We start from the raw sequence: 15,195 nt of genomic DNA, 5'->3' as shown, positions 1-15,195 counted from the left end.
GTCCTTTCTTCTTAAAACTTAAGAAAAATCACTTAAATATTGATTGGTAAATCAATGTTTTCGATAGCGTCTAGCATAGATAATGAAGCTGTTAAGAACACATTGTCGCCAATGTTTTCGTACTTAAGTTGAATTTCAGACATTTTAGCCAATTCTTCTTTTGTACGACGTCCGTTTTTCATCAAATAAATCTTAGTATTTTCTAAGTTGATAGAAGCTTCATTCTGGTTCTTTTCTAACAAACCGTCACGTTCTAATTCTAAGAAGTAGCCGTTGATTGCGGTAATCAATAAAGAACGATTGTCGTAGCTATTCGCGTATTTGCCTAAGTAATTATCTTCGGCTGTTTTTTTGATGTCGTCATGAATCATGTCCATTAATTCTACAAGCTTAATCTTTTTGAAGGACTTTCCTTTACCTTCAATAGTAGTAATAAAGCTATTAACGCCACGTGCAACTTTAATTTTTTCGCCGTCATCAAATACAACGAATTCGCCTTTGTCGATACGGGAATCAAGAGTTTCTTTATCCACGAATTCAACTTCTGTTACTTCTGGTAGTGGGGCGTAAGTACAGCTAATTTTTGCTGGTGTTCCGCAGATTAAGCCAGCAATACGGGAACAATATTCAGCCCCTGTATACTGTTTACTACCAACTTTAAACCAGCTATTCGTAACATTGATTACGCCTTCATTGTCCGCTGCTTGTTTGTATAAAACAGCTTTTAACTGGTTATCCTTTTGCGTACGTTGTGCTTTAATCCATGTCGCAATAGTAGCCGCTGCGTCTTCGTCTGCTTCTGGATATACTAAGTAAGTAAACTTAATAGATTCTGCCACCTTTAACATGTCATTAATGCTTGTACTTTCGGCAAAAACTAACGGAATAATTTTATAAGGTGTTGTTTGATAGCCGATTAAAGCTAGTTCAATTTGTTTCTTATTTTCTTCGGATAATTCAGCTGGAATGTCGTCATTATCGAAAACCGTATGTTTTACATATGCATTCGCTGAACCGCTTGGTACTGTATCATGTAACAATAATAAAATAATGCCACGTTTAGCACGTTCAATAGCGGTAATACCGCGTTCGCGATATGAAATAGAAATACTAGGTAAGCCCATTCTCTAAATCCTTTCTGTTAAATAAAGATTGTTCATTAGTTCTTCTGGTTCTGGTTTGGCGATACCGTCGTAATAATTCAAATCAAATGAAAAAAAGACGATGTCGCTGTCATCGCCTTGAATCTCATAAGATAAATTTTCTGGTTGTAATGCCCTGTTTTTTATGAACAGAACCTTAAAGAACATGTCGTTTAAATCGTCTTGAATCTGATATAGTTGTTCAGCTGGCGTACTTCCCTTTTCCGAAAAGAATGTAATATAAATCGTGATTCGATTATGATTCAGATACTTTGTATAAGGTGAAGTCGTTTTCAAGGCTTTAAGAAAAAAACAAGGGCTTTCAAAGCCTTCTTTAACTTCGTCTAAATAGACTGGAAGTTTATAGGATTCTTGAAGCCTATCGCGTACAGATTCAAGAATTGAAATCTGTTGTAACATTGTCTAGCCCTCTATTTTCTTTTTCAAACGTTTTAAATACTTTTCTAATTCAGCTGGTAGTACGTCGTTACCAACATCTTTTGATGTCTTATCAATAAAATGTTTACCTTGGACATAGCCTACTGTATTGCCGTTTTTAGTAACAATTTTATGTCCTCTGTCTACAAGCCCTACATGTGGGGCTGTACTCCATACTTGGGCTTCTAAATTACTAAGGCTATCGCCTACAACTTTCTTGTGCCAGCTTTTAGCTAATGAACGTTTATGTTCTCGTCCAGAAGCGTATTTTTTCGATTCTTTAGTTAGTTCTTTTTTTAATTCAAGCCCTACTTTATTAAGCGTCTTTTCTGCTTCTTTGGGGTGTTCGCTAATAGCCTTTTTGATGTTATCTTGTAATTCATCAATTTTTAAAAGTTTGAATTCTGCCATTTAGTCGTACCCCCTATCGTTTTGTTATTTGATTCTTTACCCCGTGATTTTTTATCGGCTAATATTTCAAGCGATTCATTGTCTCCAAAGGGGTTTATAATCGCTGTGATTTGATACGGTGAACCGTTGTAATAGATAGTCATGTTAGAATCAAGATTCTTACGATACCGAATAACGAATTTTACTGTTTCCGTATTCTGTAACGTTTCATTGTCTAAGATTTCAGACGCACGAATCGGCTGTACAGAAGCCCAGCAAGAAAAAAGCTTTTCTTCTTTGATTGAGGAAAAGCCCTTGTCTGTTGTACCCTGTTTTTTAACGTGAATCTCGATTCGCTTATTTAATCTGCCAGCATTTGTAATCATGATTCCACCGCCTTATAACTGGTGTTATATTTTATGGTATGAATCAATGAAGTAATCGTATGTGGAAATTCCAATATTGCCGTAGATTTATTAGCCATGTTTCTATTACTGTACCAATGACTAACAAGAAGTAGTAAAAGCGTATCCATAATTTCGGAATCCTCTACATACTTCTTGCCTGTCGTTGATTCGATATATCCTATCGCAGCGTTAATTAATAGTTCTACTTGTTTATCTTCGTCTACTAAGTCGTAGTCGATTCGTAAGTAGTTTTTTACTTCCGATAGGCTAATCATAGTTTAGTACCTTATTTCGCAGCTGCTTTGTTTACGAATACTAAGCCGTTAGCGTCTACGACTTTACCGTCAACAAGTGCTACAGAATCATAAACTTTTGCACGTGTTTCATTGTCGATGTAAGTACGTAAATCTACATCATACGCTGTATTAAGCATGTAACGGCTTAAATCAAAGCCTAAAATTACAGTGTCGCCAGCAGCCGCAGCGTCGATGTCTGGTAATTCATCAGTTAATACAATTTGTTTACCGAATACTTTATATTGAGGTTTTCCGCTTAAATCGGTAGCTACAGAACCAATCGCACGATTAGCGTTATCTGTTGCACTGATTAGAGATAAAGCTGTACCTTCGTTCATGATAAGTACAGAACTTGCTTTATACGCGGAAGGAATCGCTTTTACAATTTTTACAATATCTGCTACTTTGAATTCGCTACCAACTGTAACAGTGGCTACTGGTGTAGCTTTCAAAATACCTGTAGGTTGTCCAACGCCAGAACCAGCTACGATAGCTTTTTCTAGGGCTTTCCCCATAGCGTCGCTAACATTTTTAATTAAAGTTGCTTCAAACGCGGATAAAGAACGTACGTCCATTTGGAAGGAAACGCCAGCGGAACAGCGAAGTTGATACGCGTTGAATGTAATAGCACCTGTAACGGCTTTATCGCCTTCTGCTTTAGCATTTTCGTTTTGCCATTTAGCCGTAAATACGGTAGCCATTTCTGGGACTACTACGCCAGCTGGAAACGCTACACGACGTACACGCGGTAAAATATCGCCGAATGCTTCTAGTTTAGTAACGATTTCGTTTAATACAGCTGTTGGCAATACAGCCCCGTTATCAGCTGTAATAGCTGGATTTAATGCACGGAATTCGCTAGGAATTTCAGTTCCTTTAGTAACATATTCCATAAATGCTTTACGGTATTCCATAGATTCAAAATTCATGTTTCGTTGTTCTCCTTTTGCTAATAAATCAGTGCCTAAAGTGTCGTCGTTCTTTAGTTCGTTTAAGATAGCTTCACGACTACGAAGTTCAGCTTCTTCTTTGTTAAGTGCTTCTAACTCCTCTTTAAATGCTTGTAATGCTTCGGAATCAGCATTTTCAATAGTTTTTCGAATCTCTAATTTACGATTCATAATTTCATTAAGTCGATTCATTAAGTGAATGTCCTTTCTTCTTAAAATCCAAGAAAAAACCAATAAAAAAACATACTAAAATATCTTCAATATATAAGTCTATTTAGTACGTCAAAAGTTCTACTTGATTACGTAGATGTTTAGTTTTTGCTTCTTCGATTTCTGCTTGTTTGATGTTTTCAAAGCTTCTGCAAATCGCTTCAATACAAGTATTGCTATAAGCTGGAAAATCAACAATGCTTAGTTCAAAAACACGGTTTAACGCTGTAATATAACGCGTATTACCTTCGAATTTTTCAGCGTCTACATAGAAGCCGAAAGACATTTTAGACAAGTCGCCACGCTTAATTAATTCGTAAATATCGCGTCCAGCTTGAGTATTAGCTAATACAGCTTCAAAATGCAATCCTACATCATCAATAGCAAGCTTCAATGTGCCATTGCTAGTACGGGCTAATAATGTAGCGTTGTCGTTATGGTTGTAACGCAAAATGACATCGGATAGATTACAGTTTAGTAAAGCGTCTTTTGTAATGACTTCATAATATTTATTTCCGACTTCATCTTCAAAAAGTAGCGTAGGCGAATCAAAAACGATTGCATAACCAGCGACTAACATTTCGTCATTTTCAAGTGAAGCAATCGAAGAAGAGTGTAAACTTCGATACTCTAAATCGTTCATGTGTAAACCTTCCTTTCTACTAGTCCATATTAAGAAATTTTCTTAAGATTTAAGAAAAAGTTAGTCTTTTAGTTGGTACTCGTCCGCTTTATCGGCGTTCACGTAGTTAAGTGATACTAAGCGTTTTTCGCCATTTTCTACTGGCGGTAAGTCGAAGATTTCACGCGATTCATTTATTGTTAATAATCCTAATGCACCTAACTCTTTAACCATAGCGACTTTATTAGTGGTCGAAGCATACGATAAACGATTCGAATTAAAGTCGATGTAATTACCGTTCTTATATTCTGTATCGTTAAAAATTTTAGCTGTAAATTCTTGTGATAAAAGAATCTTAATAGGGTCTATTACAGATTCGTAAAATGCTTGCCACTCCTGTTCCGTATAGTTGCCAGATATAATATTTTCTGTTAATCCAAAGTAAGAATATACTTCGTTTTGTAGGAATTTTAATTGTGAATCTTCTACGGATTCTACTTTTAGGTCGATAGGCTGAAATTCTACAGACGAATCAATAGCAGCGATACCACCAGTTTCAGAAGAATAGTTTTTAAACTTCTTAGCCCATGATAAGGCGTTTTCGTACCAGTCAGCGGCTTTCTGGTTGCCAGCTAATTTTAAGATACCTGTAATGTTACCGCTGTTTTGTACCTTATTAGCGATTGACTGTCTAGCCTTATATAGATTCTCTAATGTAGGTTTTAAGCTATTGTTCGCTTGTTGTCCTAAGATGTCGTCGTTTATGTAGTTGTGCCGTAAATGAATGATTTCATCGTAAGAAATTACTTCCGTTTGTCCTGTGTGAAATTGGAATTTCAAGCACAACTCACCTTTGTATTCTTTTAATTCGCAATTACTGAATGTCAAAGGATAGAAGCCAGTAATAAAACCAGCTTTATTTTTCTTTATCCAGACAAACGCGTTGCCGTAAAGAAGAAGCTGGCTAGTAATCTTATACAAAAATTCAGTTGATGTCATAAATTCATTTGGTCGATGTGTTAGTAGCGTATTAATGTTGCTATTTTGCACTGTACGCCCGTTTTCGTCGCTTAGGATATGAACGGGTCTTAACTTGCTTACATGCCTTGCTATGGTCGAAATACACGCATTAACGGTCAAATCGTCATAGATTAATTCGTTGTATTGCGTAATTTGATTCTGATACGAATTTAATAACTTCACCGAATCCAGATTCGCCGTATTAGGAATCGTATTTATTGCATTCTTAAAAATCGTTTCGATACCTCTAAATTCAAACATTAATTAGTCCTTTCTGATTTTACGTTTTAATTGTTGCCAGTAATACGGAAGAATCGCCGTAAAGAATACCCATAGAAAAACGCTTACATACATAATGATAGGCAAGGCAATATAAAAAAATAAGGCTATTACAATAGCCCAGACTAATAAGCCGAAGATTACAGATTCAAACATGTTGTACCCCCTTTAATTCATATAACTATAATTTTCTTCATCATTTAAAAAGACGGTATACGCGTCTAACATTGCTGCGAATCCGTCGATTCTGATACCGTCTTTATTTCGATTTTTTGACGGTTGTATATTTCCGTTTATATCTACATCTGCTTCTACACAAGCCAGATTCCATATTGTGATTGGATTGTTATTATAGTTGATGTTCTTATCTTCAATTTCATTTTTGATACGTTGCATAGGTACGCTTAATGTCTTTTTACCTTGCGGTACGACTTCCAGAATGTTTTTACCGAATTGCATTTGTAATTGTTCTGCTAGTTGTCCGCTGCCCCAGTTGTCATAACCGAACTTATAAGGGAATACATTATATTCGTTCATCATGTCGATATACCAGTCGAATATATCCATTGGATTTATGTTTTTGCCTTTAGATAATCGCACTAAGCCACGATTTACCCATGCCGAATACGGCTTATTATCTCTTTCTTCGTACTCTTTTAGGCGTTCTTCTGGAATGAAATACATTGATTTAACATATATAGTAGGTTCATTAGGCTTTTTAAATAGCATACAAGCCGATGTTAAGTCTACTTGTTGCGATAAGTCCCAGCCCCCTATGTAGTAACAATTTCTAAGGCTTTCCATATCAAACGTAGCGTCGTTAATAATCTTGTCCATATCAAAGAATGCCATATTGCCATTTACTGGAATATTGAAGTCTTTACATAGTGTATTCGGTAGATTCCTTCTATCCGCTTTCGCTTTCTTTACCGATGATTCTAAAAAACTAAGTTGTTTTGAAATACCTAAGTTCGGATTCGCTTTATACCACTTTGTAGGGTCGTCTATTTCATCGCGTGAATCCAATTCATAAATGATTGGTAATACGCCTTCGTCTTTGTAGCTACCGTCTGAATAGCCATTAATGATACGCGTACATTCATCGTATTTTAAATCGTAAATATTGTCGCGAACCATACCAGCCGTAGACGTGATAATAGACAATGGTTGTAATCGTGCTGACATACCGTCAATGATTACGTCGTATAAATTCCTATCTTTAATCGCATGTAATTCGTCAATTAAGGAACAATGGACATTAAGCCCGTCTAATGTATTAGAATCAGAGGATAAAGGTTTGTAGATACCGTCATTCAGCGTACATTTTATTTCGTTGATGTACAATTTAGCGTGCTTCTTCAAAAGCTGGCTTTTGTTAATCATCTTCTTTGATGATTCCCATATTATTTTAGCTTGGTCTTTTTTCGTGGCTGCTGAATAGATTTGAGAACCAGCTTCCCCGTCCGCATACAGCATATACAATGCAATAGCAGAAGCTAATGCTGATTTCCCGTTCTTACGGGCTATTATTAAAATGACTTCTCTATACTTCCGTAATCCTGTTTCTTTATTTAGGAATCCGAATACAGCAGAAATCATAGCCTTTTGCCAAAGTTCTAATAGAAAAGGCTTGCCAGCGATTTTACCTTCTCCATGCTTACAGAATGTTTCAATGAAATTAATTACGTGTAAGGCTTTATTATTGTCGTAAATGTATTCGCTATCATCGTCTAATAAATCGACTAAGTGTTTATAAGTAGCAGCGACTTTTTTACTTACAACAATATCGCCAGATTCAATAGCTGCGTAATATTGTTTTATGTAATTGTCGCCCATAACTTAACCTTTCCCCAGACTTAAAAACTTCTCTAATTCGTCTGATGTGTCTTTCTTTCTATCATCTGGTAAATACGAAATTAAATTCTTAACTGTAGTATTGTAATTCTTAATCATTGCATTATATACGCGGATTGATGTAGATTCTTTTATTCCGTGTTGGTTAGCCCCGTTCTGGTACTGTTCAGTACAGCCATTAATAGCAATGTCTTGCTGTAGTTCCTTTAGCGTTACAGACATAAACGCAGCGTTTAGGATAAGCGATTCTACAATATCGTATGTATCATCGTCTAATAGCGGTTTGAATACAGCTTTTAGCTTATTCGCTTCTTTCGTTATTTGTGACTTATTCGATGTTGCCATATTGCCCCTTTCATAAATTAAATATACGTAGGCTATCTGGTACGACGATATTTTCGTAAATCAGTTGCAATGAGTTCTCATATTCGCAATCGCAAAAACCAACGACTTCAAACAAAAGTGTTTGTTGGTTATTAGGCACGAAAGATACTGTAGCCCGTTCGTGTCTATCTATGTAATCAGCTACTTTAGTCATGTCTGAAAAGCTATCAAACTTAACTGTTACGATATGGTCGCAATGTATTAATACGCTAAGTACGTCGTATGTATTGCCGTCTATATTTATATAAAACGGTTCTATTCTCTCTATTCCCATGTGTTACCTTCCTAATTGATAATTCATCGATAATAACTTGTAATAACCATGACTACACCAGATACAAAAATCAGATTTTATATGAAAAAGAGTGCCGCACGGTCTTCTGTTTTAAATTCATTTTTCACTTAATAGGGGGGATATGCTTAGTAATTAAAGTCCTTGTCCTTACTATCAGATAAGGCGACTACATTCCCGTTACTATCAAATGTGACTACCCTATCAGATACAGCTGATGTACTGGCTTTGAATCGGTTGTGTTGCTTGTTGTGACATTCTTTACATAGTAGTATTAGGTTATCTTCATTAAGTGTTATATTCGGGTCTGATACGTTGTCTATTGTTATCTCTCTTATATGATGTACTTCATTACTGTTTGGTTTATTACATAGAGAACATATATAATTTTTCTTTTCCCGAAATTGATTCGCCGTCTTTTTCCACGCTTTGGAATTGTAGAAAAATTTTAATTTAGGATTAGCCATTTTATACCTTTAATCTTAAAATTTAAGAATATTTTTAATAAAAAGAATCCGCCCCTATTCGGAGGAAAATAGGAACGGATACGTCTTTTATTCGAAGATAACCGCGACTTTACCTTCTCATAATATAAGTATATTTACGCGATTAAAGTTCTATATAGATTAAAATAAAAATCCTTAAAAAGAAGAAAAAAGTTAGTACGCGTAACGTGCGTTTACATTCAATAAAGATTCTTAAAGATTAAGAATATTTTAGATTAAATTAGTTCGTTCGAAGCGAATGCTTCTCTCCCCCTTTTAAGGTGTTTTTTTTACTTAAAAAGAAAGAGGTGCATTTTAGTTTTTAAAAATAAGATTTGTTACAAATACACTTATATTATATTAAAGTGAAATTGTAAGTTTTTTTGTAAAGAATCCAGTAACTACAAGGGTTTATCGCACTTTTAGAGGTGCTAAAAAAAAGCACTTTTTACCCCGAAAAGTGTCAAAAAAAAGCACTTTTTATTTTCTGGTTAGAAAGTATCGTCGCTCAGTTTTAAACCAACACGGACAAAAATAGGCTGATTCTACGGATATAGTAGAGATACAGAATAGGTATTTATAAAAATAAGTTGTAACAGTTATCGAAAAGTTGAGGGTTAAAAATTGCTCAGTTAGTTGAGCAATTCAACCAAAAATAGCCCCGTTTTTCGGATATAGTAGAAAGGTGTTTTATTTGTGTCAATTTGTCCCAAAGAATATTCTTTATACCGTGATTTTGTAGTTATAGTAGACGGTCAAAAAAGATTAGCCCGTATACGGTCTAATACTCCCAAAAAATCAGTCAATTTACGGATATAGTGAAGGACTAAACAATATTGGCAATTATACTTGCCATTTCTCCCAAAAAAGTGCCTATTTTACGGATATAGTAGAAGGGGGAATTACAAAGTCATATACAACTGAATAATTTAAGTTTTTAGAAGCATTTATATATGTATGTGTATAGCAATAGTACACAAGTAATACATATGTAGAAGCTTCTTTTTTTATTACAGAATAGGGGGTTTTTAATTGAATTTAATGTTGCGTAATTTTGATGAATGTTTAGTTATTGGCGATGTAGGGGAAGCATGGACTAAGGAATACTACAAGCTGGTTGCTGGTGAAGATTTATATAAGGCAGATACAGAAGCGTACAGAAGTATTGACGTTGATTTTGTAAATGATGAGTATTGTGCAGCCTTTGATAATGTAGATGATATTTTAAATTCTAATGTAATCAAAATTGAAGTAAAGACTGATAGTTATAAAAGTGGAAATCAATGCATAGAAGTATTAGCTAACTCAAATAAAAATAGCTTAGGCTGGTCGCTTTATACGGAAGCTGATTTCGTTGTATCTGTATTTACTAGCCTTGATAGGGTTTACATTTACGACGGCAAAAAATTAAAAGAATTTGCTACCAGAATCCAGCATGACAACCGATTTAAGTATGTAAGAACTAAAACTAAGGGAACATATTCAGACGGCGTCTTATACGAATCTGCTGTAAGGCTTGTTCCGCGAAAAGTGTTATACGAAGAAGGAATTATAAAAGCCGTGGTTCGTATGTCTGATTTTGAAGAAATTTCGTCATTTGAAGAATTTGGTGTTATGTATAGCTAGTTTTAAGGGGGTAATAATTATTATGAAGAATGATTTTTCAAAAGCTAAACGCGTATTGGATAGTTATATTTATTTGAAAGAACGTGCTTATAGTCATGTAGGGCTTGTAGCAACGCTGGCGGATATAAACGCAGCACTGGATAAGTTAAACGCACGTCATCGCTATATTTTAAAAATGATACATTTTCAAGGCTACAGACAATATGAAGTAGGCGATAAGTTAGGAATCAAAAAGAACACGATTTATTCTGTATATCAAACAGCGTTAAAACATTTTGACAATGCTTTCTTTGGGGGTAGCGATGAAGTTTAATTACGGGAATTTAGAAGATATTAATAACGTCAAATCGTACGAAGATTACGAAGAATCAGAAATCGTAGCTATGGTTGAATACGCTACAAATAATATGTCTGAATATGAATACGATTGCTTAATTGATTCATTGTATTTAAAGCAGCGTACGACTAATCGGCTAGATAGTAAGAATACACGCGAATATTCTTACCATACAGCACAATCACTTGCGAAAAAAGAGAAACGCGAATCAAGCTTAGAAGCATTACAAGAATTTGAGTACGTACAATTTGGCAATAAATAGACTTATATATTGAAGGCTATTTAATCTTAAATTTCAAGAAGTTTCGGAGGATTTTTATATGACTAACTCATTATATACACATGCTGACAATAACAGTAAATATTTTCAATCCAGACAAACACTTGTAACGAAAGAAGGTCGCTTACAGTCTGGCAGATTTTACAGCGATAAAGTGTCAATCAGCTTTGGCTATGACGCGATTAGTAGAGGATTAACACAAAAGGACATTTACTACTTCGCTATGATTATCAGCCAGCATTTGAAAAGTGATAGCATTTTATACTGCTATGACAAACAGTCACGACGTCAAAAACCTATGACGCGTAAGGATTTACAAGCAATTCTTGAATTGTCTGATAGTGCATTTAAGCACTTCTTTTCACGCTGTAAAAAAGCCAATGTTTTAAAAATCCATAAATGGATTAGTAATAACGATATGACGCGTAACGTTATCTATGTCAATCCAGCATTTATACAGCCGTCTTATTCGATTACAGTTGTTGCGTATTGGTTGTTTAAAGAAGATTTAGATAAACGCTTAGACGATACTACTGTAGCTATGTTCACAGATGAATATTATAGACAATACGGCACATTCAACCATAATAAAGCAGATGAATTTTTTCTTAAAGATGAAGAAGAAATCGAAGAAAGTTCTACTTCTGAAAAAGAAAGTTTTGAATCTATTTTTAAAGAGTACGTATTAAACAATAAAGAAGCTGATGTATATAGCTTTGACGGATTTAATCAATTCTTTTTAGCTAATGAATCAAGCGAATATGGTAAGCGTTCAGCTGGCAATATTGTAACTTACAGAAACATGTTTATTGATATTGACGCTGGTAAAGACAAAAACGGGAAGTACTTCAATCTTGAAGAAGTCGCTAAACGTAAAGTAGATATGTTAGCTGTAATCCATTCCTTTGGATTAGTGCCAACCATGATTACAGAAACAAGAAACGGCTTTCATTGTATTTGGTCGATAGAAGAAACAAGTAGCGATGAATGGTTAGCCTTAGAATCTAAATTGGTTGATACATTCGCGATTGCTGATAAGGCTGTATGTGATTCTAGCCGTGTATTGCGTATGCCTTATACTACGTGGCGTAAAGGGAACGAATATAGCGACTATGAAGTAATGATTTATGACGCTAACGCTGTACGCTACAGCATAAAAGACTTTGAATCTGGTTTAACCGATTTTGAAGGCTATGTTAAGGCTGCATGTGAAGAATACTTAACTAAATACCCAGAAGTAAAGCCAGAATCCAGAATCCAGAAATCACATAACCATAAGCCAGCTACTATTTCTGATACGCGTATCTTAGCAATCAGTAAATTACAAGCTGTAAGCGTTGATACGCAAGACGTACGTACAATGACTATCAATGAATTCAAATCATACGCTAAGACGATTAATTTAGCCGATTTTTTAGGCTTACCAGAATGCCAACTATTTCGTTGTATCTTACACGATGATAATATCGCTAGTGCGAATATCATAGGTAACGAAGTAGACGGCTACCGCTATTATTGCTTTAGTCCTAATTGTGCTGGACATGGTAATAAAAAAGGTGCGGACATTTTCAATGTACTACAAGAATTATCTGGAATGCCTTTTTCAGTAGTATTAGATTATTTAGCTAAGTTATTTAACGTAAGTATTCGAAAGGTGGCTTAATATGGATTATATTCGCGATTTGGTACGTGGCTTCTTACACTTATTAATCGCTTGTAGTATCTTCTGGGGCGTTGTTGGTCGCGTCCCTTTAGATACAGAAGTTATTTTATTAGGTTTCTTGGTTGGTGCGTTTAGAGGTGAAAAGTAATGATGATAAAAAACTTAGAAAACATACTCATGTGTTTATCTGAATTACGCTGCATGATAGAAGAAGAATTACTAAGCGGTCAATGGAGTTCAGAAGGAATAGAAGACCTCTTACGCCTAAGAGAGTTGATTGATGATACATCAAATATATATAACGTTGAATATATGTATTCTAATTTAATGACTATCTATTATAATTTGGCTTACTTACGCGGACATAAACCAGAACCGCCAGTAATTGAAATGAGGGTAGAATATGACGAAGATTAATTTAGAGGTTGTTTCTGGAAACAAACAACATAAGAATCAGATTACAGAATCTGAATTACAAGAATGTATTGTAAAAGGATTAAGAAAAGGCTTACCAGAAGAAGACGTTCAAAAAATTAGGGAAGCATTACAAGAAGCGAATAAAAAATAATGGAACGTAACAAGGGTATCTATAAAAAATTATGTTCTTATATACCTAATATCGAATAAAATAGATATAGCAGATTGTACATAAGTACTACAGAAGCCACGGAGTTCCATTCCGTGTTTTTTTATTTGACTTTAAAGTACTTTAAATTAGTTTAAATCTATGCTATAATAAATACACAAGAAGCGATTCATTGTAATTGTACAAAAACGAAACCCCCAGAAATTGCGGTTCTGGGGGTTTCTTGCATTATACGTTAATGCCAGACGGTGGCTATAAAGTTAGTTGCCACGGATTACGATATTAAGCCACTGTATAAAGTAATAAGCTAATATAGAAGCTATTACACTTTTTACAATATCGTAGAAGAAGCGTTTCCTATTCCGATTCATTGTAATTGTACCCCCTTTCTGTTACCAGATTTTACGGGGTGGCAACGATACTATTATATCGTATTTATCTTAATAATAAAAATAAGGCTGTAGCAATCGCTACAGCCCTTTTTATTGTATGCTTATTTTATGGTTAGCTTTATTAATTCCCTTATGTCTTTTATGTCCAACCTGTTCATCTCCTTCCTACAATCATATTATAGTACGGATTTCACACTTCGCCAATATATCTTCTTTAAAACTAAGAATATATATTGAATTCTAAACAAAAGAAGAACGAAATACAATCGCAATAAAAAGCGAAAATATTTCGTATCAATGGAAAAGTTCTATTTATTTTTGTAATAAAATTTTATAAATTTTTCAGAACTAATTTTTTTAAATTTTGGGTCTTCTAAAATTATAAGCCATGCATTTTGATTCACAAATAGATTTACTGCAAGGCTTAAGGTATGAACCCGCGACCATTTTTCAAATTCTTCTATTTCTAGCAATTTATCGTATAATTTAATATCTACAAACATACTTACTTTTACTTGATTAATTTCATCGTCATGTAATATTTTATTATATAATTCGTTAATTTGTTTTATATCTTCTCTATATGTTTTAATAAAATTTTCCATTAAAAAATTAATTGTGTCCGTTTTAGATTTGCGTAATGTATATGCTAAGTCATAGAAATTCTTATAATCTTTATAAAACATTAAGTTATTTACAGTTTTCTTTTTATTTTCCTTATTTTCTTCTTTATTCTCAATATTTGTATCCAAAAATTCTGATAGCAACATTATATCACCTACTTTATACATCTTTAATAATTTTTTATTAATGTTCATATCTATTATAGCATAGAAAATAATTCTTTAATATAAAGACATTTATTTTGATTTCATAAATCTTATCTAGTATACTATAACTAAGTAAAGTAAAGAGTAGCCTAAAAGAAGGGAGTTAAAAATACAATGGCTATTCAAAAATTTAAAAATGGAAAAATTTATAAACCAAAAGGAAAAGATTATTACTACATTAGAGGTTTAACTTTAGGCTTTACACCAGATGGCCAAGAAATAATGTACCAAAATAACTTTTCTTTTGATACTTTAAAAGAAGCCCAACACTACAGAGAGAAAATAATAAAAGATAGGGAAAAGGGGTTTTTCTTACAACAAATTATTGAAGAATCAACAGCTATTCAAAAAAAAGAATTAACTTTACAAGAAGAATCTTTTATTCTCTATGCCGAAAGATTTTTAAATAGTAAAAAATTAGCCTATAAAACCTATTGCGATTATCAAAATATTTTAAAATTATTTATAAAACCCTTTTTTAAAGATTTAAAAATAAAAGATATAACAGGTCTAAAAATAAGGCAATTTACCAAAACATTGCAAGGCAATGGCAATATTCCTCGTACCAGAATATTTCTAAATCAAGTACTTGACGATTTATTAGCTAATGAATTAATTACGTATAGTGGCTATAAGAACATCAAATACCCTGTCTATAAGGTAAAGGTAGCAAGCCCAAAGAAAGCCTCACTGAAGACGAATTAGCTAAATT

At 33.9% G+C, this 15,195-nt stretch carries 21 protein-coding genes; 8 read left to right on the top strand and 13 right to left on the bottom strand.

Translation table 11 applies throughout. The features are described from left to right. Window positions 1-32: 32 nt before the first annotated feature. From NFR44_RS04275 to NFR44_RS09485, 12 genes are all read right to left on the bottom strand, one after another. On the bottom strand, window positions 33-1,124 hold the full coding sequence (locus tag NFR44_RS04275) for a phage tail sheath C-terminal domain-containing protein (protein WP_251441440.1): 1,092 nt from the start codon (window positions 1,122-1,124) through the stop codon (window positions 33-35). A 3-nt stretch (window positions 1,125-1,127) separates the two neighbouring features. After that, window positions 1,128-1,562: a phage tail terminator family protein gene (locus NFR44_RS04270; protein WP_251441439.1), complete on the bottom strand. Its 435-nt coding sequence runs from the start codon at window positions 1,560-1,562 to the stop codon at window positions 1,128-1,130. Between the two features lie 3 nt (window positions 1,563-1,565). Continuing rightward, entirely contained in the window at window positions 1,566-1,991 is a 426-nt protein-coding gene (locus NFR44_RS04265) for an HK97 gp10 family phage protein (RefSeq protein WP_251441438.1), read from the bottom strand. Beyond that, a complete protein-coding gene (locus tag NFR44_RS04260) occupies window positions 1,970-2,356 on the bottom strand; it encodes a phage head closure protein (protein ID WP_251441437.1) in 387 nt (128 codons plus the stop codon). Before NFR44_RS04260 ends, NFR44_RS04265 begins: the two co-directional genes overlap by 22 nt. Further along, window positions 2,353-2,652 (bottom strand): head-tail connector protein, encoded by a 300-nt coding sequence (locus tag NFR44_RS04255; protein WP_251441436.1) that lies wholly within the window; start codon window positions 2,650-2,652, stop codon window positions 2,353-2,355. Before NFR44_RS04255 ends, NFR44_RS04260 begins: the two co-directional genes overlap by 4 nt. Before the next feature lie 11 nt (window positions 2,653-2,663). Continuing rightward, window positions 2,664-3,815: a phage major capsid protein gene (locus NFR44_RS04250; RefSeq protein ID WP_251441435.1), complete on the bottom strand. Its 1,152-nt coding sequence runs from the start codon at window positions 3,813-3,815 to the stop codon at window positions 2,664-2,666. 82 nt (window positions 3,816-3,897) lie between these two features. Continuing rightward, window positions 3,898-4,476, bottom strand: a complete 579-nt coding sequence (locus tag NFR44_RS04245) for an HK97 family phage prohead protease (protein ID WP_251441434.1) — start codon at window positions 4,474-4,476, stop codon at window positions 3,898-3,900. Between the two features lie 60 nt (window positions 4,477-4,536). Further along, complete coding sequence (locus tag NFR44_RS04240) at window positions 4,537-5,736, bottom strand: phage portal protein (RefSeq protein ID WP_251441433.1); 1,200 nt, start codon at window positions 5,734-5,736, stop codon at window positions 4,537-4,539. 3 nt (window positions 5,737-5,739) lie between these two features. Beyond that, window positions 5,740-5,910, bottom strand: coding sequence for a hypothetical protein (locus NFR44_RS04235; protein WP_251441432.1), 171 nt, complete (start codon window positions 5,908-5,910; stop codon window positions 5,740-5,742). A gap of 12 nt (window positions 5,911-5,922) precedes the next feature. After that, complete coding sequence (locus NFR44_RS04230; RefSeq protein ID WP_251441431.1) at window positions 5,923-7,590, bottom strand: terminase large subunit; 1,668 nt, start codon at window positions 7,588-7,590, stop codon at window positions 5,923-5,925. Window positions 7,591-7,593: 3 nt separating this feature from the next. After that, on the bottom strand, window positions 7,594-7,953 hold the full coding sequence (locus NFR44_RS04225) for a hypothetical protein (RefSeq protein WP_251441430.1): 360 nt from the start codon (window positions 7,951-7,953) through the stop codon (window positions 7,594-7,596). Window positions 7,954-8,412: 459 nt separating this feature from the next. Next, window positions 8,413-8,751, bottom strand: a complete 339-nt coding sequence (locus NFR44_RS09485) for an HNH endonuclease (protein WP_371875179.1) — start codon at window positions 8,749-8,751, stop codon at window positions 8,413-8,415. 1,050 nt (window positions 8,752-9,801) lie between these two features. On the opposite strand from NFR44_RS09485, the gene NFR44_RS04220 reads away from it, so the two are divergent. The 7 genes from NFR44_RS04220 to NFR44_RS04190 all read left to right on the top strand — a co-directional run bounded on the left by NFR44_RS04220 (window position 9,802) and on the right by NFR44_RS04190 (window position 13,243). Beyond that, a complete protein-coding gene (locus tag NFR44_RS04220; protein ID WP_251441429.1) occupies window positions 9,802-10,395 on the top strand; it encodes a hypothetical protein in 594 nt (197 codons plus the stop codon). A 22-nt stretch (window positions 10,396-10,417) separates the two neighbouring features. Continuing rightward, window positions 10,418-10,708: a sigma factor-like helix-turn-helix DNA-binding protein gene (locus tag NFR44_RS04215; RefSeq protein WP_251441428.1), complete on the top strand. Its 291-nt coding sequence runs from the start codon at window positions 10,418-10,420 to the stop codon at window positions 10,706-10,708. Next, entirely contained in the window at window positions 10,698-10,994 is a 297-nt protein-coding gene (locus tag NFR44_RS04210) for a hypothetical protein (RefSeq protein ID WP_251441427.1), read from the top strand. The genes NFR44_RS04215 and NFR44_RS04210 overlap by 11 nt, the downstream gene beginning before the upstream one ends. Window positions 10,995-11,310: 316 nt before the next feature. Further along, the gene (locus tag NFR44_RS04205; RefSeq protein ID WP_251441426.1) at window positions 11,311-12,675 is read left to right on the top strand and encodes a hypothetical protein; all 1,365 of its coding nucleotides are present in this window, start codon (window positions 11,311-11,313) and stop codon (window positions 12,673-12,675) included. 1 nt (window position 12,676) lies between these two features. Beyond that, window positions 12,677-12,823, top strand: a complete 147-nt coding sequence (locus tag NFR44_RS04200) for a hypothetical protein (RefSeq protein ID WP_251441425.1) — start codon at window positions 12,677-12,679, stop codon at window positions 12,821-12,823. Window positions 12,824-12,876: 53 nt separating this feature from the next. Then, window positions 12,877-13,092, top strand: coding sequence for a hypothetical protein (locus NFR44_RS04195; protein ID WP_251441424.1), 216 nt, complete (start codon window positions 12,877-12,879; stop codon window positions 13,090-13,092). Next, window positions 13,079-13,243 (top strand): hypothetical protein, encoded by a 165-nt coding sequence (locus NFR44_RS04190; protein ID WP_251441423.1) that lies wholly within the window; start codon window positions 13,079-13,081, stop codon window positions 13,241-13,243. Before NFR44_RS04195 ends, NFR44_RS04190 begins: the two co-directional genes overlap by 14 nt. Before the next feature lie 718 nt (window positions 13,244-13,961). On the opposite strand, the gene NFR44_RS04185 is transcribed toward NFR44_RS04190, so the two are convergent. Next, window positions 13,962-14,471: a hypothetical protein gene (locus NFR44_RS04185; RefSeq protein ID WP_251441422.1), complete on the bottom strand. Its 510-nt coding sequence runs from the start codon at window positions 14,469-14,471 to the stop codon at window positions 13,962-13,964. Window positions 14,472-14,597: 126 nt separating this feature from the next. Between NFR44_RS04185 and NFR44_RS04180 the strand changes: the two genes are divergently transcribed. Beyond that, the gene (locus NFR44_RS04180) at window positions 14,598-15,188 is read left to right on the top strand and encodes a tyrosine-type recombinase/integrase (RefSeq protein ID WP_251441421.1); all 591 of its coding nucleotides are present in this window, start codon (window positions 14,598-14,600) and stop codon (window positions 15,186-15,188) included. Window positions 15,189-15,195: the final 7 nt, after the last annotated feature.

Origin of the sequence: Veillonella intestinalis, assembly GCF_943193155.1 — a bacterium.
GTDB lineage: Bacteria > Bacillota > Negativicutes > Veillonellales > Veillonellaceae > Veillonella_A > Veillonella_A intestinalis.
This window is presented reverse-complemented; position numbering and strand designations above follow the sequence as displayed.